The 24,009-nt window shown below is 63.5% G+C and carries 30 protein-coding genes and 1 other RNA gene; 26 read left to right on the forward strand and 5 right to left on the reverse strand.

Translation table 11 applies throughout. From position 1 onward, the window contains the following. The 23 genes from rpsC to ACCQ12_RS05130 all read left to right on the forward strand — a co-directional run bounded on the left by rpsC (window position 1) and on the right by ACCQ12_RS05130 (window position 14,772). Window positions 1-735 (forward strand): 30S ribosomal protein S3, encoded by a 735-nt coding sequence (gene rpsC, locus ACCQ12_RS05020; RefSeq protein WP_039412819.1) that lies wholly within the window; start codon window positions 1-3, stop codon window positions 733-735. Window positions 736-740: 5 nt separating this feature from the next. Next, window positions 741-1,154, forward strand: a complete 414-nt coding sequence (gene rplP, locus ACCQ12_RS05025; RefSeq protein WP_003486706.1) for a 50S ribosomal protein L16 — start codon at window positions 741-743, stop codon at window positions 1,152-1,154. Further along, the gene (gene rpmC, locus ACCQ12_RS05030; protein ID WP_003486703.1) at window positions 1,154-1,339 is read left to right on the forward strand and encodes a 50S ribosomal protein L29; all 186 of its coding nucleotides are present in this window, start codon (window positions 1,154-1,156) and stop codon (window positions 1,337-1,339) included. Before rplP ends, rpmC begins: the two co-directional genes overlap by 1 nt. A gap of 11 nt (window positions 1,340-1,350) precedes the next feature. Further along, a complete protein-coding gene (gene rpsQ / locus ACCQ12_RS05035) occupies window positions 1,351-1,620 on the forward strand; it encodes a 30S ribosomal protein S17 (protein WP_003486701.1) in 270 nt (89 codons plus the stop codon). 14 nt (window positions 1,621-1,634) lie between these two features. Beyond that, the gene (gene rplN / locus ACCQ12_RS05040) at window positions 1,635-2,003 is read left to right on the forward strand and encodes a 50S ribosomal protein L14 (RefSeq protein WP_003486699.1); all 369 of its coding nucleotides are present in this window, start codon (window positions 1,635-1,637) and stop codon (window positions 2,001-2,003) included. Between the two features lie 15 nt (window positions 2,004-2,018). Then, the gene (gene rplX / locus ACCQ12_RS05045) at window positions 2,019-2,336 is read left to right on the forward strand and encodes a 50S ribosomal protein L24 (protein ID WP_003486696.1); all 318 of its coding nucleotides are present in this window, start codon (window positions 2,019-2,021) and stop codon (window positions 2,334-2,336) included. Between the two features lie 11 nt (window positions 2,337-2,347). Continuing rightward, window positions 2,348-2,890: a 50S ribosomal protein L5 gene (rplE, locus tag ACCQ12_RS05050; RefSeq protein ID WP_010371090.1), complete on the forward strand. Its 543-nt coding sequence runs from the start codon at window positions 2,348-2,350 to the stop codon at window positions 2,888-2,890. 18 nt (window positions 2,891-2,908) lie between these two features. Then, the gene (gene rpsN / locus ACCQ12_RS05055; protein ID WP_005917137.1) at window positions 2,909-3,214 is read left to right on the forward strand and encodes a 30S ribosomal protein S14; all 306 of its coding nucleotides are present in this window, start codon (window positions 2,909-2,911) and stop codon (window positions 3,212-3,214) included. Between the two features lie 204 nt (window positions 3,215-3,418). Continuing rightward, window positions 3,419-3,817 carry a 30S ribosomal protein S8 gene (gene rpsH / locus ACCQ12_RS05060; RefSeq protein WP_010371096.1) on the forward strand — a complete coding sequence of 133 codons (399 nt, stop codon included), beginning with the start codon at window positions 3,419-3,421 and terminating at the stop codon, window positions 3,815-3,817. Window positions 3,818-3,832: 15 nt separating this feature from the next. Next, on the forward strand, window positions 3,833-4,360 hold the full coding sequence (rplF, locus tag ACCQ12_RS05065; protein WP_039565326.1) for a 50S ribosomal protein L6: 528 nt from the start codon (window positions 3,833-3,835) through the stop codon (window positions 4,358-4,360). Window positions 4,361-4,450: 90 nt separating this feature from the next. Continuing rightward, entirely contained in the window at window positions 4,451-4,810 is a 360-nt protein-coding gene (gene rplR / locus ACCQ12_RS05070) for a 50S ribosomal protein L18 (protein ID WP_372383557.1), read from the forward strand. 158 nt (window positions 4,811-4,968) lie between these two features. Next, window positions 4,969-5,511 carry a 30S ribosomal protein S5 gene (rpsE, locus tag ACCQ12_RS05075; RefSeq protein ID WP_003486682.1) on the forward strand — a complete coding sequence of 181 codons (543 nt, stop codon included), beginning with the start codon at window positions 4,969-4,971 and terminating at the stop codon, window positions 5,509-5,511. Continuing rightward, a complete protein-coding gene (gene rpmD, locus ACCQ12_RS05080) occupies window positions 5,504-5,695 on the forward strand; it encodes a 50S ribosomal protein L30 (RefSeq protein WP_003486678.1) in 192 nt (63 codons plus the stop codon). The genes rpsE and rpmD overlap by 8 nt, the downstream gene beginning before the upstream one ends. Before the next feature lie 4 nt (window positions 5,696-5,699). Further along, complete coding sequence (gene rplO, locus ACCQ12_RS05085) at window positions 5,700-6,143, forward strand: 50S ribosomal protein L15 (protein WP_003486676.1); 444 nt, start codon at window positions 5,700-5,702, stop codon at window positions 6,141-6,143. 7 nt (window positions 6,144-6,150) lie between these two features. Beyond that, window positions 6,151-7,518: a preprotein translocase subunit SecY gene (gene secY / locus ACCQ12_RS05090; protein WP_039412801.1), complete on the forward strand. Its 1,368-nt coding sequence runs from the start codon at window positions 6,151-6,153 to the stop codon at window positions 7,516-7,518. Window positions 7,519-7,850: 332 nt separating this feature from the next. Next, window positions 7,851-8,207, forward strand: coding sequence for a 30S ribosomal protein S13 (gene rpsM / locus ACCQ12_RS05095; protein WP_003486672.1), 357 nt, complete (start codon window positions 7,851-7,853; stop codon window positions 8,205-8,207). A gap of 10 nt (window positions 8,208-8,217) precedes the next feature. Continuing rightward, window positions 8,218-8,610, forward strand: a complete 393-nt coding sequence (rpsK, locus tag ACCQ12_RS05100; RefSeq protein ID WP_003486671.1) for a 30S ribosomal protein S11 — start codon at window positions 8,218-8,220, stop codon at window positions 8,608-8,610. A 15-nt stretch (window positions 8,611-8,625) separates the two neighbouring features. Then, complete coding sequence (gene rpsD, locus ACCQ12_RS05105; protein WP_002811641.1) at window positions 8,626-9,252, forward strand: 30S ribosomal protein S4; 627 nt, start codon at window positions 8,626-8,628, stop codon at window positions 9,250-9,252. 53 nt (window positions 9,253-9,305) lie between these two features. Continuing rightward, window positions 9,306-10,304 (forward strand): DNA-directed RNA polymerase subunit alpha, encoded by a 999-nt coding sequence (locus ACCQ12_RS05110; protein WP_002811635.1) that lies wholly within the window; start codon window positions 9,306-9,308, stop codon window positions 10,302-10,304. 181 nt (window positions 10,305-10,485) lie between these two features. Further along, complete coding sequence (gene rplQ / locus ACCQ12_RS05115; protein WP_003486665.1) at window positions 10,486-10,869, forward strand: 50S ribosomal protein L17; 384 nt, start codon at window positions 10,486-10,488, stop codon at window positions 10,867-10,869. A gap of 321 nt (window positions 10,870-11,190) precedes the next feature. After that, the gene (locus ACCQ12_RS05120; RefSeq protein ID WP_039413213.1) at window positions 11,191-11,709 is read left to right on the forward strand and encodes a disulfide bond formation protein B; all 519 of its coding nucleotides are present in this window, start codon (window positions 11,191-11,193) and stop codon (window positions 11,707-11,709) included. A gap of 452 nt (window positions 11,710-12,161) precedes the next feature. Further along, a complete protein-coding gene (locus ACCQ12_RS05125; RefSeq protein ID WP_372383084.1) occupies window positions 12,162-13,559 on the forward strand; it encodes a class II 3-deoxy-7-phosphoheptulonate synthase in 1,398 nt (465 codons plus the stop codon). Between the two features lie 85 nt (window positions 13,560-13,644). Then, window positions 13,645-14,772 carry a mechanosensitive ion channel family protein gene (locus tag ACCQ12_RS05130; protein ID WP_104581681.1) on the forward strand — a complete coding sequence of 376 codons (1,128 nt, stop codon included), beginning with the start codon at window positions 13,645-13,647 and terminating at the stop codon, window positions 14,770-14,772. Between the two features lie 179 nt (window positions 14,773-14,951). Here the strand turns inward: ACCQ12_RS05130 and ACCQ12_RS05135 are convergent, their stop codons facing one another. From ACCQ12_RS05135 to typA, 3 genes are all read right to left on the reverse strand, one after another. Further along, the gene (locus ACCQ12_RS05135) at window positions 14,952-16,565 is read right to left on the reverse strand and encodes an amidase (protein WP_372383558.1); all 1,614 of its coding nucleotides are present in this window, start codon (window positions 16,563-16,565) and stop codon (window positions 14,952-14,954) included. A gap of 105 nt (window positions 16,566-16,670) precedes the next feature. Beyond that, window positions 16,671-17,141: a DUF2127 domain-containing protein gene (locus ACCQ12_RS05140; RefSeq protein ID WP_372383085.1), complete on the reverse strand. Its 471-nt coding sequence runs from the start codon at window positions 17,139-17,141 to the stop codon at window positions 16,671-16,673. An 18-nt stretch (window positions 17,142-17,159) separates the two neighbouring features. Next, entirely contained in the window at window positions 17,160-18,989 is a 1,830-nt protein-coding gene (typA, locus tag ACCQ12_RS05145; protein ID WP_039413200.1) for a translational GTPase TypA, read from the reverse strand. Between the two features lie 242 nt (window positions 18,990-19,231). Between typA and ACCQ12_RS05150 the strand changes: the two genes are divergently transcribed. Both ACCQ12_RS05150 and ACCQ12_RS05155 read left to right on the forward strand, forming a co-directional pair. Further along, window positions 19,232-19,726, forward strand: coding sequence for a peptidylprolyl isomerase (locus tag ACCQ12_RS05150; RefSeq protein WP_039413197.1), 495 nt, complete (start codon window positions 19,232-19,234; stop codon window positions 19,724-19,726). 118 nt (window positions 19,727-19,844) lie between these two features. Further along, entirely contained in the window at window positions 19,845-20,831 is a 987-nt protein-coding gene (locus ACCQ12_RS05155) for a malate dehydrogenase (protein WP_039413194.1), read from the forward strand. A 189-nt stretch (window positions 20,832-21,020) separates the two neighbouring features. Here ACCQ12_RS05155 and ACCQ12_RS05160 read toward each other — a convergent pair whose 3' ends face one another. Next, on the reverse strand, window positions 21,021-21,635 hold the full coding sequence (locus ACCQ12_RS05160) for a glutathione binding-like protein (protein WP_166750201.1): 615 nt from the start codon (window positions 21,633-21,635) through the stop codon (window positions 21,021-21,023). A gap of 38 nt (window positions 21,636-21,673) precedes the next feature. After that, a non-coding RNA gene (locus tag ACCQ12_RS05165) (sX9 sRNA) lies at window positions 21,674-21,748 on the reverse strand. Between the two features lie 372 nt (window positions 21,749-22,120). Between ACCQ12_RS05165 and ACCQ12_RS05170 the strand changes: the two genes are divergently transcribed. Further along, entirely contained in the window at window positions 22,121-23,956 is a 1,836-nt protein-coding gene (locus ACCQ12_RS05170; RefSeq protein ID WP_372383086.1) for a chloride channel protein, read from the forward strand. Window positions 23,957-24,009 lie beyond the last annotated feature (53 nt).

The raw sequence follows: 24,009 nt of genomic DNA on the forward strand, positions 1-24,009 counted from the left end.
ATGGGTCATAAAGTTCATCCGACTGGAATCCGTCTTGGTATCTCCAAAGACTGGAACTCCAAGTGGTACGCAAACAAGGGCGACTTCGCCGGTTACCTGGCAGCCGACCTGAAAGTGCGTGAAATGCTGCGCAAGAAGCTCGCGCAGGCAGGTGTCAGCAAGATCTTGATCGAGCGCCCTGCCAAAACCGCCCGCGTCACCATTCACACCGCCCGTCCGGGCGTGGTGATCGGCAAGCGTGGTGAGGATATTGAAAAGCTGCGTAAGGAAGTGAGCGAACTGATGGGCGTTCCGGCGCACATCAACGTCACCGAAGTGCGCAAGCCGGAGCTGGATGCGCAGCTGGTCGCCGAGTCGATCGCGCAGCAGCTCGAGCGTCGCATCATGTTCCGCCGCGCAATGAAGCGCTCGGTCGGTAACGCGATGCGCTTGAGTGCCCTGGGCATCAAGGTCAACGTGGCTGGCCGCCTCAACGGTGCAGAAATCGCCCGTTCGGAGTGGTACCGCGAAGGTCGCGTGCCGCTGCACACGCTACGTGCCGACATCGATTACGGTTTTGCCGAGGCGTCTACGACGTACGGCATCATCGGTATCAAGGTCTGGATCTATAAGGGCGAGGTTTTCGACTTCTCCCAGGTTGGCCAGGAAAAGCAGGACGACAGCCCGCGCAACGATCGTAACGATCGCGGCGACCGTGGTGACCGCCCGTCGCGCCCGGCTCGTGAAGCGAGGTAACGGCAATGTTGCAACCCAAGCGAACCAAATATCGCAAGATGCACAAGGGCCGCAATGACGGCCTGGCATGGAGCGGAAACGCCGTCAGCTTCGGCGAATACGGCCTCAAGGCCACGGCGCACGGTCAGCTGACTGCGCGCCAGATTGAAGCAGCACGCCGCACGATCAGCCGCCATGTCAAGAAGGGCGGCAAGATGTGGATCCGTGTGTTCCCCGACAAGCCGATCACCAAGAAGCCGATCGAAGTCCGCATGGGCTCCGGTAAGGGCAACGTGGAGTACTGGGTCGCGCAGATTCAGCCGGGCCGCATGATCTATGAAATCGAGGGGATTCCCGAAGAGACCGCACGTGAGGCGTTCCGCCTTGCCGCTGCCAAGCTCTCGGTGACGACCACTTTCGTGACCCGGACGGTGCGCTGATGGATATCAAACAACTCCGCGAAAAGTCGGCTGACGAACTGAAGGCCCACCTGACCGACCTGCGTAAGGAGCAGTTCTCGCTCCGTATGCAGCAGGTCACCGGCCAGCTGCCGAAGACCCACGAAACCCGCCGGGTGCGCCGCGAGATTGCTCGCGTCAAGCACCTGCTCGGCAGCACCAAGTAAGGACGGCCGCGATGAGCGACAATAATGAAAAGCAAACGCTGCGCACGGTCGAAGGCCGTGTCGTCAGCAACAAGATGGACAAGACGGTCACCGTGTTGGTGGAGCGCCAGGTCAAGCATGCTCTGTACGGCAAGTACATCAAGCGCTCGACCAAGCTGCACGCACACGATGCCGACAATGCCTGCAATGAAGGCGATGTCGTGCGTGTGACCGAGATTGCTCCGATGTCCAAGACCAAGAACTGGCGGGTGGTGGAAATCGTCACCCGTTCGGCCGAATAAGGGAGATCTGAATCATGATCCAGATGCAGAGCTACCTCGATGTCGCCGACAATTCGGGTGCCAAGGAAGTGATGTGCATCAAGGTGCTGGGCGGCTCCAAGCGCCGCTACGCACACATCGGTGACATCATCAAGGTGACCGTCAAGGACGCCATTCCGCGTGGCAAGGTCAAGAAGGGCGAAGTCTACGACGCCGTCGTGGTGCGTACCCGCAAGGGTGTGCGCCGTCCCGACGGTTCGCTGATCCGCTTCGATGGCAATGCCGCTGTGCTGTTGAACAACAAGCAGGAGCCGATCGGGACCCGCATCTTCGGGCCGGTGACGCGCGAGCTGCGTTCCGAGAAGTTCATGAAGATCGTCTCGCTCGCTCCCGAAGTGCTGTGAGCGGAGGACATACACATGGCTAACCGTATCAAGAAGGGCGACCAGGTCGTCATCAACACCGGCAAGGACAAGGGTAAGCAGGGTGAAGTGGTGCGTGTGGACGGCGATCGCGTGATCGTCTCCAACGCCAACGTCATCAAGCGCCACACCAAGCCGAACCCGCAGGCGGGTGTCGCCGGCGGCGTGGTCGAGCGTGAAGCGTCGATCCATATCTCCAACGTCAATATCGTCAACCCGGCAACGGGCAAGGGCGAGCGCGTTGGCTTCAAGGTGCTGGAGGATGGACGCAAATTGCGTGTGTTCCGCTCCAGCGGTGAGGCGCTCGACGCCTGAGGAATGAGATCATGAACACTCGTCTCGAAAAGTTTTACAAGGAAAACGTGGTGCCGGCCCTGATGAAGGAATTCGGCTACACCAATCCGATGGAAGTGCCGAAGCTGGTCAAGGTCACGCTCAACATGGGCGTGGGCGAGGCGGCTACCAACAAGAAGATTCTGGAAAATGCGGTCGCCGACATGTCCAAGATCTCCGGCCAGAAGCCGGTGGTCACCAAGTCGCGCGTTTCGGTCGCATCGTTCAAGATTCGTGACGGTTGGCCGATCGGCTGCAAGACCACCTTGCGTCGCGCCAAGATGTACGAGTTCCTGGATCGCCTGATCAACATCTCGTTGCCGCGCGTGCGCGACTTCCGTGGTGTGTCCGGTCGTTCCTTCGACGGTCGTGGCAATTTCAACATGGGTGTGAAGGAACAGATCATCTTCCCGGAAATCGACTTCGACGCCGTCGACGCGATCCGCGGTATGGATATCGCCATCACCACCACCGCCAAGACGGATGCGGAAGCGAAGGCGCTGCTGGCAGCGTTCAAGTTCCCGTTCCGTAACTGACCATAGAGGACATCCGAAATGGCAAAGACCTCCATGATCCACCGCGACATCAAGCGCGCGAAGCTGGCCAAGAAGTTCGCCGGCAAGCGTGATGCGCTGAAGAAGATCCTCTCCAGTCAGGATGCGTCCTACGAAGAGAAGATCGATGCGTCGACCAAGTTGCAGAAGCTGCCACGCGATTCGTCGCCGAGCCGCCACCGCAACCGTTGCGAGCTGTCGGGTCGTCCGCGCGGCGTCTACCGCAAGTTCGGTCTGGGTCGCAACATGCTGCGCAAAGCCACAATGAACGGCGACGTTCCGGGCCTGCGCAAGGCAAGCTGGTAACAGCAGCCCGGCCGCTCGCGGCCGGTTTGAGCAGGATTGTTCTGTTCAACGAGGGAGTCCGACGCAAGTCGGGCTCTTTTGTCGTATACTTCCGCTTCTGTCTTGCCCGTGCGGGTTTGACGTGGCGTCAAGGGTCCTGGCCCATCCCCAGGAAAACACAAGATTTTCGCGAAAGCGGATATCGGTGCACTCAAAGGTACTCATATGAGCATGACTGATCCCATCGCCGACCTGCTGGTTCGCATCAAGAATGCGGCCGCGGTTGGTAAGCAGACGGTGAAATTGCCGTCGTCCAAGATCAAGGTTGCGATCGCCCAGGTCCTGAAGGACGAGGGTTACATCACCGACCTGCGCGTTACGGCCACCGAAAACAACAAGTCGGAGCTGGAAATCGTGCTGAAGTATTTCGAAGGCCGCCCGGTCATCGAGACCCTGAAGCGTTTCTCGCGCTCGGGTCTGCGCCAGTACCGCGGCAAGACCGAGCTGCCCAAGGTCCTGGGTGGCCTGGGTATCGCCATCATCTCCACGTCGAAGGGCATCATGACCGATGCGCAGGCTCGCGAAGCCGGCGTTGGTGGTGAAGTCCTGTGCTTCGTGGCCTAAGGGAAGGAATCGAACATGTCCCGTGTAGCCAAGAAGCCTGTGTCCCTTCCGAAGGGTGTTGAGCTCAACGTCCAGCCTGAGCTGGTCAGCGTCAAGGGCCCGAAGGGCACCCTGACCCTGCCCAAGCCGGTGGGTGTGGAAATCGCCATCGATGGCGACGTCGCCACGCTGTCGGCCAATGATCCGTCGCAGATCGCCATCACCGGCACCGTGCGCGCCATCCTGGCCAATATGGTCAAGGGTGTGTCCGAAGGCTTCGAGCGCAAGCTCGAGCTGGTCGGCGTCGGTTACCGTGCCGCCATGCAGGGCAAGGATCTGAGCCTGGCGCTCGGTTTCTCGCACCCGTTGGTGTTCGTGGCGCCGGAAGGCATCACGCTGTCGACCCCGACCCAGACCGAAATCGTGGTCCAGGGTGCCGACAAGCAGCGCGTTGGCGAAGTCGCCGCCAAGATCCGCGGTTTCCGTCCGCCGGAGCCCTATAAGGGCAAGGGTGTGAAGTACGCCGGTGAAGTCATCATTCGCAAGGAAGCCAAGAAGGCGTAAGGCAGGTCCCTCTGCTAGGAGCCCGGCCATCCATGGCCGGACTTCTCAATGCACAGCCTGTCTTCCTTCAGCTTCCGTAGGACACATATCATGAGCATCAACAAGAATATTGCCCGCCTGCGTCGTGCCAAATCGACCCGTGCACACATCCGTGAGCTGGGCGTCGCCCGTCTGTCGGTGCTGCGCACCGGTCAGCACCTGTACGCGCAGGTCTTCACTGCCGACGGCTCCAAGGTGATCGCTGCTGCGAACACCCTGCAGGCTGACGTCAAGGACGGCCTGAAGAACGGCAAGAACAGCGATGCGGCCGTCAAGGTCGGCAGGCTGATCGCCGAGCGCGCCAAGGCTGCTGGCATCGAGAAGGTCGCCTTCGACCGCTCGGGCTATCGCTATCATGGCCGCATCAAGGCGCTCGCCGACGCAGCTCGCGAAGGCGGCCTGCAGTTCTAAGTGCTGCTGCGGATGTGGTCATCGACCACATCCGCGATACCGCCGGCAGGGAGATGCCGGACCGACCCGTTCTTTTGTAGCGGCATCGGGAACACTGCGTGACTCCACAACCATAAGCGGCTTCGAGCCGTACATACTCAATCAATCAAGGAATCAAGATGGCAGAAGAACGTGCACCGCGGGGTCGTGATCGCGACCGTAACCGCGAAGAGAAAGTCGACGATGGCATGATCGAAAAGCTGGTCGCGGTCAACCGCGTCAGCAAGACGGTCAAGGGCGGCCGCCAGTTCACCTTCACCGCGCTGACCGTGGTCGGCGATGGTCTGGGCAAGGTCGGTTTCGGTTATGGCAAGGCGCGCGAAGTGCCGGTTGCCATCCAGAAGTCGATGGAGCAGGCGCGCAAGAACCTGGCCACTGTCGATCTGAACAACGGCACCTTGTGGCATGCGGTCAAGTCGGGCCATGGCGCAGCACGCGTGTACATGCAGCCGGCTTCGGAAGGTACAGGCGTCATCGCAGGCGGCGCCATGCGCGCAGTGCTGGAAGCGGTCGGCGTCAAGAATGTGCTGGCCAAGGCTGTTGGTTCGCGTAATCCGATCAACCTGGTCCGCGCAACCCTGAAGGGTCTGTCGGAAGTGCAGTCGCCGGCGCGTGTTGCGGCCAAGCGCGGCAAGAAGGTGGAGGAGCTCAACCATGGCTAAGGACACCAACAAGACCGTGAAGGTGCGCCTGGTGCGTGGCCTGCGTGGAACCCAGTCGCGTCACCGTCTGTCGGTGCGTGCGTTGGGCCTGAATAAGCTCAACGATGTGCGTGAACTGAAGGACAGCCCGCAGGTGCGTGGCCTGATCAATACGGTTCACTACCTCGTCAAGGTTGAGGAGTAATCCCATGACTCTGCGTCTTAATGACCTCAAGCCCGCCGATGGCGCCCGTACCGAGCGCACCCGCGTCGGCCGTGGTATCGGTTCGGGCCTCGGCAAGACCGCTGGTCGCGGTCACAAGGGTTCGTTCGCTCGTAAGGGTGGCGGCAAGATCAAGGCCGGCTTCGAAGGCGGCCAGACTCCAATGCAGCGCCGTCTGCCGAAGATCGGTTTCCGCTCCAAGATGGCGCGCGACACCGCAGAAGTGTTGTCCTACCAGCTGGACAAGTTGGATGCCGGTGATGTCGACTTTGCAGCGCTGCGTGCGGCCAATCTGGTCCCGAGCCGCGCCAAGAAGGCGAAGATCGTGCTGAAGGGCGAGCTGAGCAAGAAGTTCGTGCTGAAGGGCGTTGCGGCAACCGCAGGCGCCAAGGCGGCAATCGAAGCTGCCGGCGGCAGCGTAGAGGAGTAATCGGCAGATGGCGCAGGCTGGCATTGGTAACCTCGGTGGCGGGCTCGGCAAGTTCACGGAACTTCGCCAGCGGCTGCTGTTCGTCCTCGGGGCATTGATCGTCTATCGCATCGGCTGCTATGTGCCGGTGCCGGGCGTGAATCCCGATGCCATGCTTTCGTTGATGCAGGCGCAGGGCGGCGGCATCGTGGACATGTTCAACATGTTCTCGGGCGGCGCCCTGCACCGTTTCAGTATTTTTGCGTTGAATGTGATGCCGTATATCTCGGCGTCGATCGTGATCCAGTTGGCCACGCACATCTTTCCCGCGCTCAAGGCGATGCAGAAAGAAGGTGAGTCCGGCCGACGCAAGATCACCCAGTATTCGCGTATCGGTGCGGTGCTGCTGGCAGTGGTGCAGGGCGGCAGTATCGCGCTGGCGCTGCAGAATCAGACCGCGCCGGGTGGCGCTCCCGTCGTGTATGCGCCGGGCATGGGTTTCGTGCTCACCGCGGTGATTGCGTTGACCGCCGGTACCATCTTCTTGATGTGGGTTGGCGAGCAGGTGACCGAGCGTGGCATTGGTAACGGTGTATCGCTGATCATCTTCGCGGGCATCGTGGCGGGCCTTCCGTCTGCTGCGATCCAGACGGTCGAGGCGTTCCGCGAAGGCAATCTGAGTTTCATCTCGCTGCTGTTGATCGTCATCACCATCCTGGCGTTTACGCTGTTCGTGGTGTTCGTCGAGCGCGGGCAGCGGCGGATCACGGTCAACTACGCGCGCCGCCAGGGCGGTCGCAATGCGTACATGAACCAGACCTCGTTCCTGCCGTTGAAGCTCAACATGGCCGGCGTGATCCCGCCGATCTTCGCATCCAGCATCCTGGCATTCCCGGCCACGCTGTCGATGTGGTCTGGCCAGGCGGCGTCGGGTAGCGGTGTTGGCTCGTGGTTGCAGAAGATCGCCAACGCGCTGGGTCCTGGCGAGCCGGTGCACATGCTGGTGTTTGCGGCGCTGATCATTGGTTTTGCATTCTTCTACACCGCGCTGGTGTTCAACTCGCAGGAAACTGCCGACAACCTCAAGAAGTCGGGCGCGTTGATCCCGGGCATCCGTCCGGGCAAGGCGACGGCCGACTATGTGGATGGCGTGTTGACGCGCCTGACCGCAGCCGGCTCGTTGTACCTGGTGATCGTCTGCCTACTGCCGGAAATCATGCGCACGCAGCTCGGCACTTCGTTCCATTTCGGCGGTACCTCGTTGCTGATTGCGGTGGTGGTGGTGATGGACTTCATCGCCCAGATCCAGGCGCACCTGATGTCGCATCAGTATGAGAGCTTGCTGAAGAAGGCCAACCTCAAGGGCGGCTCGCGCGGCGGTCTGGCGCGCGGTTAAGTGGTACACTAGATCTTCATTACGTGAAGACGGCCTGGTTCCCGGGCCACGATCTTCCGATCAGAAGGGCGGCTCGCGCGACGTCTCGCGCGCGGGTGTGACGGGGTGGTCCTGTGCGGGAGTAGCACAGGCGATTCGGAGAGGTTTTCTGGATCAACACCGTCCGGCGCCGGAGCGAGGGCACACTCCCCACGCCGGGTCCATGGAACCTCTGGTTCCACGGGCTTCAAAGCAATCCGAGGCCTTGCTATAATTCCGAGTTCACTTTTGATCCATCCTGCCGGATGGCGCCTGGGCGCTGTCGGGCCATCACTCAGTTGGAGAATCGCGTCATGGCGCGTATTGCAGGCGTCAACCTGCCAGCCCAGAAGCACGTCTGGGTCGGGTTGCAAAGCATCTACGGCATCGGCCGTACCCGTTCGAAGAAGCTCTGCGAATCCGCAGGCGTTACCTCGACCACGAAGATTCGTGATCTGTCCGAACCCGAAATCGAGCGCCTGCGCGCCGAAGTCGGCAAGTATGTCGTCGAAGGCGACCTGCGCCGCGAAATCGGTATCGCGATCAAGCGACTGATGGACCTGGGCTGCTATCGCGGTCTGCGTCATCGCCGTGGTCTCCCGCTGCGTGGTCAGCGCACCCGTACCAACGCCCGCACCCGCAAGGGTCCGCGCAAGGCGATCAGGAAGTAAGGGATAGATCATGGCCAAGCCAGCAGAAAAGAAAACGAAGAAGAAGATCAAGCGCGTCATCACTGACGGCGTCGCTCACGTCCACGCTTCGTTCAACAACACCATCGTCACCATCACCGATCGCCAGGGCAATGCACTGTCGTGGGCTACGTCCGGCGGCGCCGGTTTCCGTGGTTCGCGCAAGTCGACCCCGTTCGCTGCTCAGGTTGCCGCCGAAAAGGCTGGCCGCGCTGCGCTTGACTACGGCGTGAAGTCGCTGGAAGTGCGTATCAAGGGTCCGGGTCCGGGCCGTGAGTCGGCCGTGCGTTCGTTGAACAACGTGGGCTACAAGATCACCAACATCATCGACGTGACGCCAATCCCGCACAACGGGTGCCGTCCGCCGAAGAAGCGTCGCGTCTAAAGGGAGCGATAAGAAATGGCTCGTTATATCGGTCCTACCTGTAAGCTCGCCCGCCGCGAAGGCGCCGACCTTTCCCTCAAGAGCCCGGCGCGTGCGCTGGACTCCAAGTGCAAGCTTGAGCAGAAGCCCGGCCAGCACGGCGCGGCTCGCAAGGGCAAGCTCTCCGACTACGCCACCCAGCTGCGTGAAAAGCAGAAGGTCAAGCGTATCTACGGTCTGCTGGAACGTCAGTTCCGCAACTACTACAAGAAGGCCTCGACCAAGAAGGGCAACACCGGCGAGAACCTGCTGCAGTTGCTGGAAACCCGTCTGGACAACGTGTGCTACCGCATGGGCTTTGCCGTCACCCGTCCGGCCGCGCGCCAGCTGGTGTCGCACCGTGGCGTACTGGTCAATGGCAAGTCGGTGAATCTGGCCTCGTACCAGATCAAGGCTGGCGATGCGATCACGCTGTCGGAAAAGGCACAGAAGCAGCTCCGCGTGCAGGAAGCCCTGACCGTGGCTGAGCAGCACGACATGACGCCGTCGTGGGTTGAAGTCGATTCGAAGAAGTTCAGCGGCGTGTTCAAGGCCGTTCCGGATCGCGCTGACCTGCCTTCGGATATCAACGAAGCGCTGATCGTCGAGTTGTATTCGAAGTAATTCACATTGGAGAGCCTCCGGCATTGCCGGAGGTTCGCAGGAGACCCCGCAACATGACGGTTACCGCCAACCAGGTTCTGCGCCCCCGTGGTCCGCAGATCGAACGTCTTACCGACAACCGTGCCAAGGTCGTGATCGAACCCTTGGAGCGCGGTTACGGGCACACGCTGGGCAATGCCCTGCGTCGTGTGTTGTTGTCGTCGATCCCCGGTTTTGCGATCACCGAGGTCGAGATCGACGGCGTGCTGCACGAGTACACCACGGTCGAAGGTTTGCAGGAAGACGTGCTTGACGTCCTGCTGAACCTGAAGGATGTGGCCATTCGTATGCACAGTGGCGATAGCGCCACGCTGTCGTTGTCCAAGCAGGGTCCGGGCACGGTCACTGCGGCCGACATCAGGACCGATCACAACGTTGAGATCATCAACGGCGACCACGTGATCTGCCACCTGACCAAAGACACCGCACTGAACATGCGCCTGAAGATCGAGCGTGGGTTTGGCTACCAGCCGGCTGCTGCGCGCCGTCGTCCGGACGAGGAGACCCGTACCATCGGTCGCCTGATGCTGGATGCGTCGTTCTCGCCGGTGCGTCGCGTTGCTTACGCCGTGGAAGCTGCACGCGTCGAACAGCGTACCGACCTCGACAAGCTGGTCATCGATATCGAAACCAACGGCACGATCGATGCCGAGGAAGCCGTGCGCACCGCCGCCGACATCCTCAGCGATCAGCTGTCGGTGTTCGGCGATTTCACCCACCGCGATCGCGGTGCGGCCAAGCCGGCTGCCAGCGGCGTGGATCCCGTGCTGCTGCGTCCGATCGACGACCTCGAGCTGACCGTGCGTTCGGCCAACTGCCTGAAGGCCGAGAGCATCTACTACATCGGCGATCTGATCCAGAAGACCGAAGTGGAGCTGCTCAAGACCCCGAATCTGGGCAAGAAGTCGCTCACCGAAATCAAGGAAGTGCTGGCACAGCGCGGCCTTGCACTGGGCATGAAGCTGGAGAACTGGCCGCCGGCCGGCGTCGCCCAGCACGGCATGCTTGGTTAATGCATCAAGGCATGGGCGTCTTCGGGCGCCCATGCTGTTTTTTTACATCGACGGGCCAGAGCCCGCGATGACATCCGGTCAAAGGACGGCCGGCTCGGACCAACCGCAGTCCATTCAACAGCGCCAGGATGGCGACAACGTGTCTCAAAGCAGTCTCAACATTCTTTAGGAAATCACACTCATGCGTCACCAGAAATCCGGTCGTAAATTCAACCGCACCAGCGCGCACCGCGAAGCCATGTTCCGCAATATGGCCGCTTCGCTGTTCAAGCACGAGCTGATCAAGACCACCTTGCCGAAGGCCAAGGAACTGCGTCGCGTCGCCGAGCCGCTGATCACCATCGGCAAGGTCGATGGCGTTGCCAATCGTCGTCTGGCGTTTGCCCGCCTGCGCGACAAGGAAGCAGTGGGCAAGCTGTTCGTCGAACTGGGCCCGCGTTACGCGACCCGTCCCGGCGGCTACCTGCGCATCCTGAAGGCCGGCTTCCGTGCCGGTGACAATGCGCCGATGGCGTATGTCGAGCTGGTCGACCGTCCGGTCGTGGCAGAGGAAGTGGCCGAGTAATCGGATCGCACCTGCAGGATTCTCGAAAAGCCCGGCTGATGCCGGGCTTTTTGTTTGGCATGTACTTGGCATGTGCGGCAGGTGTCCGTCAGCGCGTTTAGGATGCTGCGCGAGGGGTATTGCCCTGCTCCGTGCGTGGGCTGCGGGCGCGTTTGGGGTGCGTGCCGTCGATCGCCAGAGCGCAGTGGCCGGATGCAGACTAAGTCGTCAGGCCGGCCTGCGGCGTTCTTCGCAGCATGCGACGGGGCACGTGGAGGCATGCGTGGTCACGGCCGCGGCGATGACTGATAATCGGGGCTCGAACCTAGGCAAGCAGTAACGATGAATCCATTTCGTTGGGGTTTTCGGGCGCAGTTTCTGTTGGGCTTTCTCGCGTGTGCAGGACTGCTGGCCTATGCGATCTATGTGCAGTTGCACCTTGGACTCGAACCATGCCCGCTGTGCATCTTCCAGCGCATCGCGTTTGCCGCCCTGGCCGTGTTCTTCCTGCTGGGCGCATTGCATGGGCCGCGGCGCGCTGGGGCGCGCAAGGTCTACGGGGTGTTGAGCTTCATTGCGGCAGGCGTGGGCATGGGCATCGCGGCGCGGCATGTCTGGGTGCAGATCCGCCCCAAGGACATGATGTCGTCGTGCGGTCCGCCGCTGAGCTTTCTGAGCGAGACGATGGGGCCATTTGAAGTGTTCCGTACCGTGCTGACCGGCACTGGTGACTGCGGCAACATCGATTGGCGTTTTCTGGGCCTGAGCATGCCGATGTGGAGCATGGTCTGGTTTGTCTCGCTTGCGCTGTGGGCGCTGTACGCCGGCTTCAAGGCACGACGCAGCTCGGTTCACCACTGACGCCTGGTGTGCGGCTGAATGTATGGCGGTAGCGGCCTGAGCCTGGCGGCGGAGGCCTGCCACTGAACTGAAAACGCGGTAGCACGTGGTTGCACCGCGCTTTCGCACAGACGGTATCCAGCTCGGTGATCTGCGGGGCGGCAGCCTCGGCGGCCGAGACGGAGGACGGCAGGATGGAGGCGATGGGAGCGGAGAGCGTGCAGGGGGCAGGGCGGTCGCACGATTGACCAGTGGGAGGATGTGTAACCCTTAACCTTGTGCTCCAGAGCGGTGTTGGCGTAGATGGGAAGTCGTGCCCGCTGTGGGCGCTTTGCCTGCCGTTCAGTCGCGTCCGCCGTAGCGGTGCAGGTTCTGATAGCGACGGCGCCCGATGCTGGCGGCGGACTTCGCATCGCTGCTTTGCCTGACGCGCCCGGCTCTGCCACCATCACGGGCTGTCCAGGAGCCTCGTCATGAATCTTTCCGCCCCAACTTCCGTTTCCGATGCCGCTGCCTCGTCGTGGGCGCCCGGCAGCTGGCGCGGCAAACCTGCGCTGCAGCTGCCGGTGTATCCGGACCAGGGCGCGTTGCAGGCGGCCATGGACGAGTTGGGACAGCTGCCGCCGCTGGTGACCTCATGGGAGATCTTCGCGCTCAAGCGCCAGCTGGCCGAAGCCCAGGAAGGCAAGCGCTTCCTGCTGCAGGGCGGCGACTGTGCGGAAAATTTCAGCGATTGCGAATCGGGCACCATTTCCAATCGTCTCAAGGTGCTGCTGCAGATGAGCCTGGTGCTGGTGCACGGCCTGCGCCTGCCGGTGGTACGGGTGGGCCGCTTTGCCGGGCAATACGCCAAGCCGCGCTCGGCCGATACCGAAACCCGTGATGGTGTGACCTTGCCGAGCTATCGCGGCGATGTGATCAATGCGCCTGCCTTCACCGAGGCGGCGCGTGTGCCCGATCCGCGCCGCATGATCACCGCGCATTCGCGTTCGGCGATGACGATGAACTTCGTGCGCGCCTTGATCGACGGCGGCTTCGCCGATCTGCACCACCCCGAGTACTGGAATCTGGACTGGGTGGGCTATTCGCCGCTGGCGGCGGACTACCAGAAGATGGTGGCTTCGATCGGCGATGCGGTGCGCTTCATGGAGACCTTGTCCGGCTCGGAGGTGTACAACCTCAATCGCATCGACTTCTACACCTCACACGAAGCGCTGCTGCTGCCGTACGAAGAAGGCCTGACCCGGCAGGTGCCGCGCCAGTGGGGCTGGTTCAACCTCAGCACGCACTACCCATGGATCGGCATGCGCACCGCGGCGCTGGATGGCGCGCACGTGGAGTACCTGCGTGGCGTGCGCAATCCGATCGCGATCAAGGTGGGGCCGTCGGTGCAGCCGGACCAACTGCTGCGCCTGATCGATGTGCTCAACCCCGAAGACGAGCCGGGACGTCTGAGCTTCATCCATCGCATGGGTGCGGCACAGATTGCCGAAAAACTGCCGCCGCTGCTGGACGCGGTCAAGCGTGACGGGCGCCGCGTGCTGTGGGTGTGCGATGCGATGCACGGCAATACCGAGAGCACCGGAAATGGCTACAAGACCCGGCGTTTCGACAATATCCGCAGCGAGGTGGAGACCTCGTTCGACCTGCATGTGGCAGCCGGCACGCGGCTGGGTGGCGTGCATCTGGAACTCACCGGCGAAGATGTCACCGAGTGCACCGGTGGCGCGCGCGAGTTGACCGAGCGCGATCTGGAGCGTGCGTACCGCTCCAGCGTGGATCCGCGGCTGAACTACGAACAGTCGCTGGAAATTGCGATGGCAATCGTGCGCAAGCAGCAACAGGTGGCGTCGCAACCGCTGGGCGCATGACCGGCGTGTGCGCATGACGTGACGCTCATGCCGCTTGCGGCATGCTCTGGCAGCCATCCCTCTCTCTCCCCACAGGAGGAACGGTTTGACTGCCGATTGGAACGTCATCCGCGAATACGCAATCCCGCTTGGCGCCGCGCTGCTGGCCGGTGCTGGCACCTGGGCGCTGATGCTGTGGCTGTTTCGCCGCATGCAGGGCCGCGACTACCGCCGTGCGCGCATCATCCGCGTGATCACGCTGCCGGCGGCGTTCATCCTGCCGCTGTTGTTCCTGGGTGTTGCCACCGAGGCCACGCCGCTGACCGGCAAGGCGCTGGCGGCAGTGCAGCATCTGTTGCATGTCGGCATCGTCGGCTGCGTAACCTGGTTGCTGGTACGCGCGGTGGCGGCTGGCGAAGCGGCGATCCTGCGCAGCAATCCGATCGAAGTCTCCGATAACCTCACCGCCCGACGCATCCAGACCCAGACGCGGGTGCTGAGCCGCGTCGTGATGGGCACGGTGATCCTGCTCGGCATTTCGGTGGTGCTGCTGGGCTTTGAGCAAGTACGCCAGATCGGCAAGACCTTGCTGGCCTCGGCCGGCATCATCGGGCTGGTGGCCGGTATTGCGGCAAAGCCGGTGTTCGGCAACCTGATCGCCGGATTGCAGATCGCGCTGACCCAGCCGATCCGTCTGGACGACGTGGTGATCGTCGAAGGCGAGTGGGGCCGTATCGAAGAGATCGGCAGTTCGTATGTGGTGGTGCGGATCTGGGATGAGCGGCGCATGGTGGTGCCGCTGACCTGGTTCATCGAAAACCCGTTCCAGAACTGGACGCGCGCCAGTGCGGACCTGCTCGGCACCGCGTTCCTGTGGCTGGATTACCGCACGCCGATCGCGGCGGTGCGCGCGGAACTGGAACGCATCTGTCAGAGCGAGCCGCTGTGGGATGGCCGCGTCTGCGTCACCCAGATCACCGATACCAGCGACAACACCATCCAGGTGCGATTGCTGGTAAGCGCGCGCAATTCCGGCGATGCGTTCGATCTGCGCTGCCTGGTGCGCGAACGCATGATCGACTTCCTGACCCGCGAGCACGCCTATGCGCTGCCCAGGATCCGCGCCGAAATTGCGGCGCAGGAAAAGCCGGTGTCGCGTGCCGCAGAACCGATCTCGCCAGAGAGCGTGCGTTCGCCGGGTGCGGAAGACGGCGAGCCTGCGGCATCGATCTAGCGTTGCCGGCAGACATGCCTGGTCGCGTCGGTGGGCGTTGGCGGCCAAGCGGTTCGCCATGCTGCGCATCGGACGGACGACGGTGCGCAGCTGCCTGGGTGGCAAGCAGCGCGACAGCCGGGTGAGGCTGTCTCATGGCGTCGATGCCCGTACCGCCGCCGCGTTGCCTTGCGGTGTAGTCAGTCGGCCGTCTTCGGTTGCGCTGCGCCCGGTGCCGCCGGCGGTGCGCTCGGCGCGTAGCCGGGCGCGAACCGCGCGTGGCTGCGTTGCTCGTAGGCATAGGCCAGTTCGATCAGGCGCGGCTCGCTCCAGGCAGCGCCCATGAATAGCAGTCCGAGCGGCAAGCCTTGGGTCTGCCCCATCGGCACGCTCAGGCTTGGATACCCGGCCACTGCCGCGGCGCCGTAGCCGGCACCGGGAAAGGTGTCGCCCTTGCCGAGCGTGGTGACCCAGGCGGCGCCGGTGGTCGGCACGATCAGCGCGTCCAGGCGGTCGGCCTTCAAGGCCGCGTCGATGCCTTGTTCGCCGGCGAGCCGTCTGGCGCTGGCACGCGCGCGCAGATAGCCCGCGTCCTGCAGGCCCGGCGCAGCCTGCGCCTGCTCGAACAACTCCTGGCCGAAGTAAGGCATTTCGCGCTGCGCATTGGCGCGATTGAAGGCAATCAGGGCCTCCAGATCCTTGACCGGTGCGGCATGGCTGCGCAGGTAGGCATTCAAGCCGGCCTTGAATTCGACCAGTAAGACCATCTGCTCAGCAGCATCCCACTTGCCATCCGTGACCAGGGCAGTCTCAACCACCGTGGCACCTGCCGCGCGCAAGGTCTGTACGGCGCGATCCAATGCGGCGGCGATCGCGGGATCCTCGCGCAGTGGATTGCGCAGCAGTCCCAAGCGCGCGCCGCGCAGGCCGTCGGGTTTGAGGTGGGCGAGATAGTCTGGAGTGGACGACGGCGCAGTGCGCGTGGCCGGGTCCTGCGGGTCGGGTGCGACGATGGCCTGCAGCAGCGCGGCCGCGTCGGCCACGCTGCGCGTCATCGGCCCGGCGGTGTCCTGGCTGGCCGAGATTGGAATGATGCCGTCGCGGCTGACCAGGCCCACCGTCGGCTTGAGTCCGACCAGGCCATTGACCGCGGCCGGGCAGGTGATGCTGCCATCGGTTTCGGTGCCGATGCCGAGCGTGGCCAGGCTGGCGGCGATCGCCGCGCCGGTGCCGGCGCTGGAGCCGCACGGGTTACGGTCCAGCGCATACGGATTGCGGGTGAGCCCGCCGCGGGCGCTCCAGCCGGAACTGGACTGGGTGGAGCGGAAGTTGGCCCACTCGCTCAGGTTGGTCTTGCCCAGGATCACGGCGCCGGCCGCCCGCAGGCGCTGCACCAGGAAGGCGTCGCGTGTCGGGCGGAATCCGGCCAGGGCCAGCGAGCCGGCACTGTTGACCATGGGCAGCGCATCGATGTTGTCCTTGAGCAGCACCGGAATGCCCTGCAGCGGCCCGCGCACGCGGCCGGCGCGGCGCTCTGCATCCAGCGTGCGCGCATCGGCTTCGGCCTGTGGATTGAGTTCGATCACGGCGTTGAGCTGCGGGCCGGCGCGGTCGATGCTGGCGATCCGCTGCAGATAGCCGCGCGTCAGCGCCAGGCTGGTGGTGCCGCCATCGCGCATGCGGGCCTGCAGGCCGGCGACATCGGCATCGATCAGATCGAGCGTAGCGGTAGAGGGGGCGGCTGTGGCTGCCGGACGTGCCGGGTCATCGGCATGCGCGCAGCTGCACAAGGCCAGCGACAGCGCAAAGGACAGGACGGTGGATCGCATGGATGGTCTTCCCCGGGAACTGTCCGCAGGCTAACGGCGCTGCGTCGGGGTGACAACGGATAAGACGTGCCCGCAGACGGGTAGGGCGGGTCAGCGGCGCCGACGCCGGACCAGATCGCGCGCCAATACGCCGACCACGATCAGATTGATCGCCAGCACGGCCCAGGCGGTCCAGCCGGGATGGCGGACGATGGCGTAGATATCGAAAGGCAGATAGATGGCCGCCGACAGGCAGCCCAGCACCGAGGCCCAGGCCCGGGCACGCCACAGGCCCCACGCTTCCACCACATGCAGCAGACCGTAGGCCAGCATGGCGGCAGCGGCCAGATGCACGGCATCGGGGCTGATGGTCTTGAGCAACGACGGCAGAGCGCCGTGGTCGGGGTCCAGATTGAAACGGCGGATCAGCGTGCTGACCGCATGCTGCAGCGGGAGCGGGCCCAGAATTTCCAGGCCCGTCGCCGCCAGCAACGCAAGCGTGCCCTTGACCGCCTCCAGCAAGGCGATCGCGTGGAGGCCCGGATGCGCGCGCGCATCCGGGCTGTAGGGCGTGTTGCTCACGACAGTGGTCGTCAGTGCTTAGCCGGAACGGCCAGCGCGCTTACGGTCGCTTTCGGTCAGGAACTTCTTGCGCAGGCGGATTTCCTTCGGGGTGACTTCCACCAGCTCGTCGTCCTCGATGAAGTCCAGCGCCTGTTCCAGCGTGTACTTGATGGCCGGGGTCAGCTTGATTGCATCGTCCTTGCCCGACGCACGCATGTTGGTCAGCGGCTTGGTCTTGATGGCGTTGACGGTCAGATCGTTGTCCTTGGAGTGGATACCGATCAGCTGGCCTTCGTACACGTTGTCGCCTTCAGCGGCGAACAGGCGGCCACGCTCTTCCAACGGCCCCAGCGCATAGGCCGGCGTTGCGCCCGGTGCATTGGCAATCATCACGCCGTTCTGGCGCTTGGCGATGGCGCCCTGTTCCTTCGGACCGTAATGGTCGAATACGTGGAACAGCAGGCCCGAGCCCTGGGTCAGGGTGCGGAATTCGTTCTGGAAGCCGATCAGGCCGCGCGCCGGGATCATGTAATCCAGACGCACGCGGCCCTTGCCGTCCGGCTCCATGTTCTTCAGCTGGCCCTTGCGGGTGCCCAGCTTTTCCATCACGCCGCCCTGGTGCTGTTCTTCGATGTCCACCACCAGCTGTTCGATCGGCTCCATCAGCTTGCCGTCGATTTCCTTGATGATGACTTCCGGACGCGACACGGCCAGCTCGTAGCCTTCACGGCGCATGTTTTCGATCAGCACCGACAGGTGCAGTTCGCCACGGCCGGAGACCAGGAACTTGTCGGCGTCGGAGCCTTCCTCGACCTTCAGTGCCACGTTGTGCACCTTCTCGCGGTCCAGGCGGTCGCGCAGCTGGCGGCTGGTCAGGAACTTGCCGCCGGACAGGTCCTTGTTGCCGGCGAACGGCGAGTTGTTGACCTGGAAGGTCATCGAGATGGTGGGCTCGTCCACGGTCAGCGCCGGCAGCGCTTCGGGGTGATCGAGCGCGCACACGGTGTCGGAGATGGTCAGCTCCTGGATGCCGGAGATGGCCACGATGTCGCCGGCCTCGGCGGTGTCCTGCTCGATGCGTTCCAGGCCCAAAAAGCCCAGCACCTGCAGCACCTTGCCCTGGCGCTTCTTGCCTTCGCGGTCGATCACGCTGACCGGCATGTTCTTCTTCAGCACGCCGCGCTGGATGCGGCCGATGCCGATCACGCCGACGAAGTTGTTGTAGTCCAGCTGGCTGATGCGCATCTGGAACGGGCCGTCCGGGTCAACGTCCGGGGCCGACACGTGCTGCATGATCGCTTCGTACAGCGGGGTCATGTCGCCGTCGCGCACGTCCGAATCCAGGCTGGCGTAGCCGTTCAGTGCGGAGGTGTAGACGATCGGGAAGTCCAGCTGTTCGTCGGTGGCGCCGAGCTTGTCGAACAGGTCGAACACCTGGTCGATCACCCAGTCCGGGCGTGCGCCGGGACGGTCGATCTTGTTGACCACCACGATCGGCTTGAAGCCCATCGCAAAGGCCTTCTGGGTCACGAAGCGGGTCTGCGGCATCGGGCCGTCCATCGCGTCGACCAGGATCAGCACCGAGTCCACCATCGACAGCACGCGCTCGACTTCGCCACCGAAGTCGGCGTGTCCCGGGGTGTCGACGATGTTGATGCGGTTGCCCTGCCAGGTGATGGCGGTGTTCTTGGCCAGGATCGTGATGCCACGTTCCTTTTCCTGGTCGTTGCTGTCCATCACACGCTCAGCCAAGACGGTGCGTTCGGACAGGGTGCCGGACTGCTTCAGCAGGCAGTCGACGAGGGTGGTCTTGCCATGGTCGACGTGCGCGACGATGGCGATATTACGGAGTTTTTCAATGGACATGCGGAAAGGGCCCCTGTCTGGCGCCAGTCTTGAGATGAGGTAAGCCCGACATTATAGCGGTTTCATTGCGCTACCGTTGCCAATTGGCCAAAGTCGATTCAGATCGCCCATTCAGCCAGCGTGACGGGCCGGGGGGTGTGGCAGGCAGGAGCGTTGGACCATGGTCGTATCCGCACGGTCGTCCACGCGCCCGGGTGTATCCTAATGAGCTGTTGATCACCCCAGAACCTGCAAGGATTTCCATGTCCCTGATCGCCACTTTCGACACGTCCCGCGGCCCGATCGTCGTCGAGCTGTACCCGGAGAAGGCACCGCTAACCGTTGCCAACTTCGTCAACCTGGCCAAGCGCGGCTTCTACAACGGCCTGAGCTTCCACCGCGTCATCGCCGACTTCATGATCCAGGGCGGCTGCCCGGAAGGGTCCGGTCGCGGCGGCCCGGGTTACCGGTTCGAAGACGAGACCAATAACGGCGTCGGCCACGAGCGCGGCGTGCTGTCCATGGCCAATGCCGGCCCCAACACCAACGGCAGTCAGTTCTTCATCACCCACACCGCCACGCCGTGGCTGGACGGCAAGCACACCGTGTTCGGCAAGGTCACCCAGGGCCTGGACGTGGTCGATAGCGTTGCCCAGGGCGACACCATCAACACGCTCACTATCGAAGGCGATACCGACGCCGTGCTGGCCGCCAAGGCCGACCGCGTTGCGGAGTGGAACAAGATCCTCGCCGCCTGATCGCATCCTGTCGAACGGCCGCCCTGTGCGGCCGTTTGCTCGTCAACGCGCGCCGCCAGGCCGTGGGCCCCGCCAGCGCGCCACCCCCACCAACGCTTTTTAGCAGAGGAAACACCCCATGAAAGCACCTGTTCGTGTTGCTGTGACCGGCGCCGCCGGCCAGATCGGCTATGCCCTGCTGTTCCGTATCGCCTCGGGCGAAATGCTGGGCAAGGATCAGCCGGTCATCCTGCAGTTGCTTGAACTGCCGCTCGAGAAGGCGCAGGCCGCCCTCAAGGGCGTGATGATGGAACTGGAAGATTGCGCGTTCCCGCTGCTGGCCGGCATGGTCGGTACCGACGACGCCGAAGTGGCGTTCAAGGACGTCGATGTCGCCCTGCTGGTGGGTTCGCGTCCGCGCGGCCCGGGCATGGAGCGCAAGGACCTGCTGCTGGCCAATGCGGAGATCTTCACCGCGCAGGGCGCGGCGTTGAACAAGGTCGCCAAGCGCGACGTCAAGGTGCTGGTGGTCGGCAACCCGGCCAACACCAATGCCTATATCGCGATGAAGTCGGCGCCGGATCTGGACCCGAAGAATTTCACCGCCATGCTGCGCCTGGACCACAACCGCGCGCTGAGCCAGCTCTCGGCCAAGCTCGGCAAGCCGGTCGGCGGTATCGAAAAGCTGGTGGTGTGGGGCAACCACAGCCCGACCATGTACCCGGACTACCGTTTCGCCACCGCTGACGGTGCCTCCATCGGCGATGCGATCAACGACCAGGAATGGAATGCGTCCACCTTCATCCCGACCGTGGGCAAGCGCGGCGCGGCCATTATCGAAGCGCGTGGCCTGTCCTCGGCTGCGTCGGCTGCCAATGCGGCCATCGATCACGTGCGCGACTGGGTGCTGGGCAGCAACGGCAAGTGGGTCACCATGGGCGTGCCGTCGGACGGTTCCTACGGCATTCCGGAAGGCGTGATGTTCGGCTTCCCGGTCACCACCGAAAACGGCAAGTACACTATCGTCAAGGATCTGCCGATCGACGACTTCAGCCAGAAGTACATCGACAAGACCCTGGCCGAGCTGGAAGAAGAGCGCAGCGGCGTGTCGCACCTGCTGGGCTGAGTCATACGTGTGTCGCAAGTAAAAAACGCCGGGCACTGCCCGGCGTTTTTTTGTGGCCGCATGCCGGTAGTCTCGCTAAGCGATGCGATGCGCGGCGATGGCGCGCCTGAGGCGGGGTGCCTTGCGACGTGCATCTTCAGCGATGCACATCGCTGGCAGCCACGTCGCGCCACCAGGCAGCGGTGGCGTTTACGCCAGGCCTTCGGCCGACAGCGCAGCCTGCACATCGGCGTCGGCCTGCATGCGCTGGAAGAAGGCATCCAGTGCGCTCAGCCCGCTCAGATCCACGCCTGCCTTGTTGGCCCAACGCACCGTCACGAACAGATAGGCATCGGCTCCGGTATGGCTGTCGCCGGCCAGCCACTGGCGGTCTTGCAGATGTGCATCGACGCGGGCATAGAGCGCACGCAACTTGCTGCGTGCATCGTCTTGGCTGCGCGCAATCAAGGCCTCGTCCTGCAGATAGGCGGTGCTGCCGAAGATGGGCTTGAAGGCCGGATGCACATCGGCATTCGAAAAGGCGATCCAGCGGTTGATCTCGGCGCGGCTGCGCGCGCTGCCATCGCCGCCCAGGCCGGTAAGCGGGGCGATGTCGGCGATGTAGTTGAGGATGGCGGCATTCTGGGTCAAGGCCCAGTCGTCGACGACCAGCAGTGGCACCGCACCGGCCGGGTTCAGGCGCAGATACTCGGGCGACTTCATGGTGGCTGCATCGACCACGACCAGGTCGAAGGGCAGCCCGGACCAGCGCAACACGATGTGATCTGCCAGCGAACAGGCGCCCGGCTTAGTGTAAAGCTTCATGGTCAATCCAATGAGGAACAGGTGCGCAAGCTTAGAGCAGCCAACAGAACGTAGCGAGCAGTCGTCAGGTAGCTGTGGACAGCGGGCTCGGAACCGGAGTACGCGTGGTACATGCCGATTCCGGGCGCCGACCGCGCCCGCCTGACGGCTGCACAGTGATGTTGTCAGCCGCTCTTAGGCGGGCGTATGCCGCTGCCGTGCGGTCGTCCGGCCGGCAGCGAGCGTGGTGCGGGCGGCTGCGTGTGGCCATCGAATGCGCATGCAAGGCGAGCCAGGTGGCGCATGTAGGGCGCCGCCGGCTCGATGCGACGAGAGAAGGAGCTAGACGTCTTTGCTGCGGTGTCCTGCCTGGCGCGTGGGATGTTGCGTGCGCGATTGAACGACATGCCTCGCCGATGCGGTGCGCGCGCCGATTTAAGTTCCAGCCAGCTACTACGAGGTGATCGGCGTAGCCTTTGCCGCGTCGCATTTTCTGGCGTTTCCCCTTGAACGACTCTGCTCCCACCACGCAATCACGCGCGGCGATTCCGCTTGTCCCCTCGTTGGGCGCCGCGCAGGTGCAGGCCCACTTGCCGCAGCAATCTCCACCGCTGGAACGTCGCGTGATCTGGATCGCCAGCCTGAGTGTGCTGCTGGCGTTCGTGGTGGCCGGCGTGGCGCAGGTGCTCACCGCGTTGATCGGACTGGTGACCAATCTTGCGTACTTCGGGCGCCTGCGCACCGAGATGGTCAGCCCGGCAGGACACGCACTGGGTGCCTTGGCCATTGCAGTGCCGGTGATCGGTGGAGTGATCGTCGGCATCATGGCCCGCTATGGCTCGCGCGCGATTCGCGGGCACGGCATTCCCGAAGCGATGGAACAGGTGTTGCGCAACGACAGCCGCATTCCGCCGATCATGACCTGGCTCAAGCCGACATCGTCTGCGGTGGCGATCGGGACTGGCGGGCCGTTTGGTGCGGAAGGGCCGATCATCGCCACCGGTGGCGCGCTCGGTTCGCTGCTGGGGCAGCGGCTGCATGTCACTGCCGACGAGCGCAAGACCTTGCTTGCCGCAGGTGCAGCCGCAGGCATGGCCGCGATCTTTGCGACACCGATCGCAGCGGTGGTCCTGGCGATCGAATTGCTGCTGTTCGAACGCCGCGCGCGCTCGTTGATTCCGGTGGCATTGGCTGCGATGGTCGGCGCTGCGATGCATGCTGTGTTCGAAGGCAGCGGGCCGGTATTTCCGATGCCGGCATTGCCGCCGGCGATGCTGAGCGCATTGTTCGCCTATGTCGCGATGGGCGCGCTGGTCGGTGCGATCAGCGTTGGGGTGACGCGTCTGACCTACGGCATCGAAGACGCGTTCGAGCGGATTCCGCTGCATTGGATGTGGTGGCCTGCGATTGGTGGCCTGGTCGTCGGCATTGTCGGCTATTGGGTGCCGCGCACGTTGGGTGTGGGCTACGACAACATCATTTTCGTGCTGGGCGGCAGCGCGGGGCTGGGCACGATGCTGGTGCTGTGCGTTGCCAAGCTGGTGTCCTGGTCGGTGGCGCTGGGCAGCGGCACGTCCGGCGGCACGCTCGCACCGTTGTTCACCATCGGCGGCGCCTTGGGTGGCGTGCTGGGGATCGCGTTGGCGACGTATGCGCCCGTCCTGGGCGTGGATCCGCGAATGGCGGCACTGGTGTGCATGGCGGCGATGTTTGCAGGCGCATCACGCGCATTTCTGGCGTCGGTGATCTTTGCCTTCGAAGCCACGCAGCAAACGCACGGGTTAGTGCCGTTGTTGGGTGCCTGCGCGGCGGCGTATCTGGTGTCGGGCCTGATGATGCAGCACACGATCATGACTGAAAAAATCGTGCGTCGCGGTGTTCGCGTTCCATCGGACTACAGTGCGGATCACCTGGATCAGATTGCCGTGCGTACCGTGTGCAGCCGCGACGTGGTGAGCCTGCATGAGACGCAAACCCTGCACGAGGTACGCCAGTGGTTGAGCAGTGGCGCAGCAGGCATCACCCATCACGGCTTCCCCGTGATCGGATCCGACGGTGCGCTGCGGGGCGTGCTGACACGCCGCGATCTGCTCGATTCCCGCCACGCAGACGACCTGCCGCTCTGCGCACTCGTGCAACGCGCACCGGTGGTGATCGGTGAAGAGCACTCGTTGCGCGATGCCGCCGATCACATGAGCGATGCCGGGGTGGGGCGGTTGGTGGTCGTCGACGGGGCGCAAACATTGCGCGTGCTCGGCATCGTCACGCGTAGTGATCTACTGGCGGCGCACCGCGGACGCCTGCGTGCATCACGCGATATCACGTGCAGCGCGATGCAGTAGATCGTTATCCGTGGGAACGGCGGCAAACACTGCGTGCATGCGGGCGGCGGTAA

Source organism: Xanthomonas sp. NCPPB 1068 (assembly GCF_041479385.2).
GTDB classification, from domain to species: domain Bacteria; phylum Pseudomonadota; class Gammaproteobacteria; order Xanthomonadales; family Xanthomonadaceae; genus Xanthomonas; species Xanthomonas cannabis.

Coding starts and splice junctions, on each gene's coding strand:
- rpsM (WP_003486672.1), top strand. CDS start 7,851: ATGGCGCGTATTGCAGGCGTCAACCTGCCAGCCCAGAAGCACGTCTGG.
- rpmD (WP_003486678.1), top strand. CDS start 5,504: ATGGCTAAGGACACCAACAAGACCGTGAAGGTGCGCCTGGTGCGTGGC.
- ACCQ12_RS05155 (WP_039413194.1), top strand. CDS start 19,845: ATGAAAGCACCTGTTCGTGTTGCTGTGACCGGCGCCGCCGGCCAGATC.
- rplE (WP_010371090.1), top strand. CDS start 2,348: ATGAACACTCGTCTCGAAAAGTTTTACAAGGAAAACGTGGTGCCGGCC.
- rpsN (WP_005917137.1), top strand. CDS start 2,909: ATGGCAAAGACCTCCATGATCCACCGCGACATCAAGCGCGCGAAGCTG.
- rplR (WP_372383557.1), top strand. CDS start 4,451: ATGAGCATCAACAAGAATATTGCCCGCCTGCGTCGTGCCAAATCGACC.
- typA (WP_039413200.1), bottom strand. CDS start 18,989: ATGTCCATTGAAAAACTCCGTAATATCGCCATCGTCGCGCACGTCGAC.
- rpsC (WP_039412819.1), top strand. CDS start 1: ATGGGTCATAAAGTTCATCCGACTGGAATCCGTCTTGGTATCTCCAAA.
- rplN (WP_003486699.1), top strand. CDS start 1,635: ATGATCCAGATGCAGAGCTACCTCGATGTCGCCGACAATTCGGGTGCC.
- rplF (WP_039565326.1), top strand. CDS start 3,833: ATGTCCCGTGTAGCCAAGAAGCCTGTGTCCCTTCCGAAGGGTGTTGAG.
- rplP (WP_003486706.1), top strand. CDS start 741: ATGTTGCAACCCAAGCGAACCAAATATCGCAAGATGCACAAGGGCCGC.
- rplQ (WP_003486665.1), top strand. CDS start 10,486: ATGCGTCACCAGAAATCCGGTCGTAAATTCAACCGCACCAGCGCGCAC.
- rplX (WP_003486696.1), top strand. CDS start 2,019: ATGGCTAACCGTATCAAGAAGGGCGACCAGGTCGTCATCAACACCGGC.
- rpsK (WP_003486671.1), top strand. CDS start 8,218: ATGGCCAAGCCAGCAGAAAAGAAAACGAAGAAGAAGATCAAGCGCGTC.
- rpsQ (WP_003486701.1), top strand. CDS start 1,351: ATGAGCGACAATAATGAAAAGCAAACGCTGCGCACGGTCGAAGGCCGT.
- rpsD (WP_002811641.1), top strand. CDS start 8,626: ATGGCTCGTTATATCGGTCCTACCTGTAAGCTCGCCCGCCGCGAAGGC.
- ACCQ12_RS05110 (WP_002811635.1), top strand. CDS start 9,306: ATGACGGTTACCGCCAACCAGGTTCTGCGCCCCCGTGGTCCGCAGATC.
- ACCQ12_RS05120 (WP_039413213.1), top strand. CDS start 11,191: ATGAATCCATTTCGTTGGGGTTTTCGGGCGCAGTTTCTGTTGGGCTTT.
- rpsE (WP_003486682.1), top strand. CDS start 4,969: ATGGCAGAAGAACGTGCACCGCGGGGTCGTGATCGCGACCGTAACCGC.
- secY (WP_039412801.1), top strand. CDS start 6,151: ATGGCGCAGGCTGGCATTGGTAACCTCGGTGGCGGGCTCGGCAAGTTC.
- ACCQ12_RS05150 (WP_039413197.1), top strand. CDS start 19,232: ATGTCCCTGATCGCCACTTTCGACACGTCCCGCGGCCCGATCGTCGTC.
- rpsH (WP_010371096.1), top strand. CDS start 3,419: ATGAGCATGACTGATCCCATCGCCGACCTGCTGGTTCGCATCAAGAAT.
- ACCQ12_RS05160 (WP_166750201.1), bottom strand. CDS start 21,635: ATGAAGCTTTACACTAAGCCGGGCGCCTGTTCGCTGGCAGATCACATC.
- rplO (WP_003486676.1), top strand. CDS start 5,700: ATGACTCTGCGTCTTAATGACCTCAAGCCCGCCGATGGCGCCCGTACC.
- ACCQ12_RS05125 (WP_372383084.1), top strand. CDS start 12,162: ATGAATCTTTCCGCCCCAACTTCCGTTTCCGATGCCGCTGCCTCGTCG.
- rpmC (WP_003486703.1), top strand. CDS start 1,154: ATGGATATCAAACAACTCCGCGAAAAGTCGGCTGACGAACTGAAGGCC.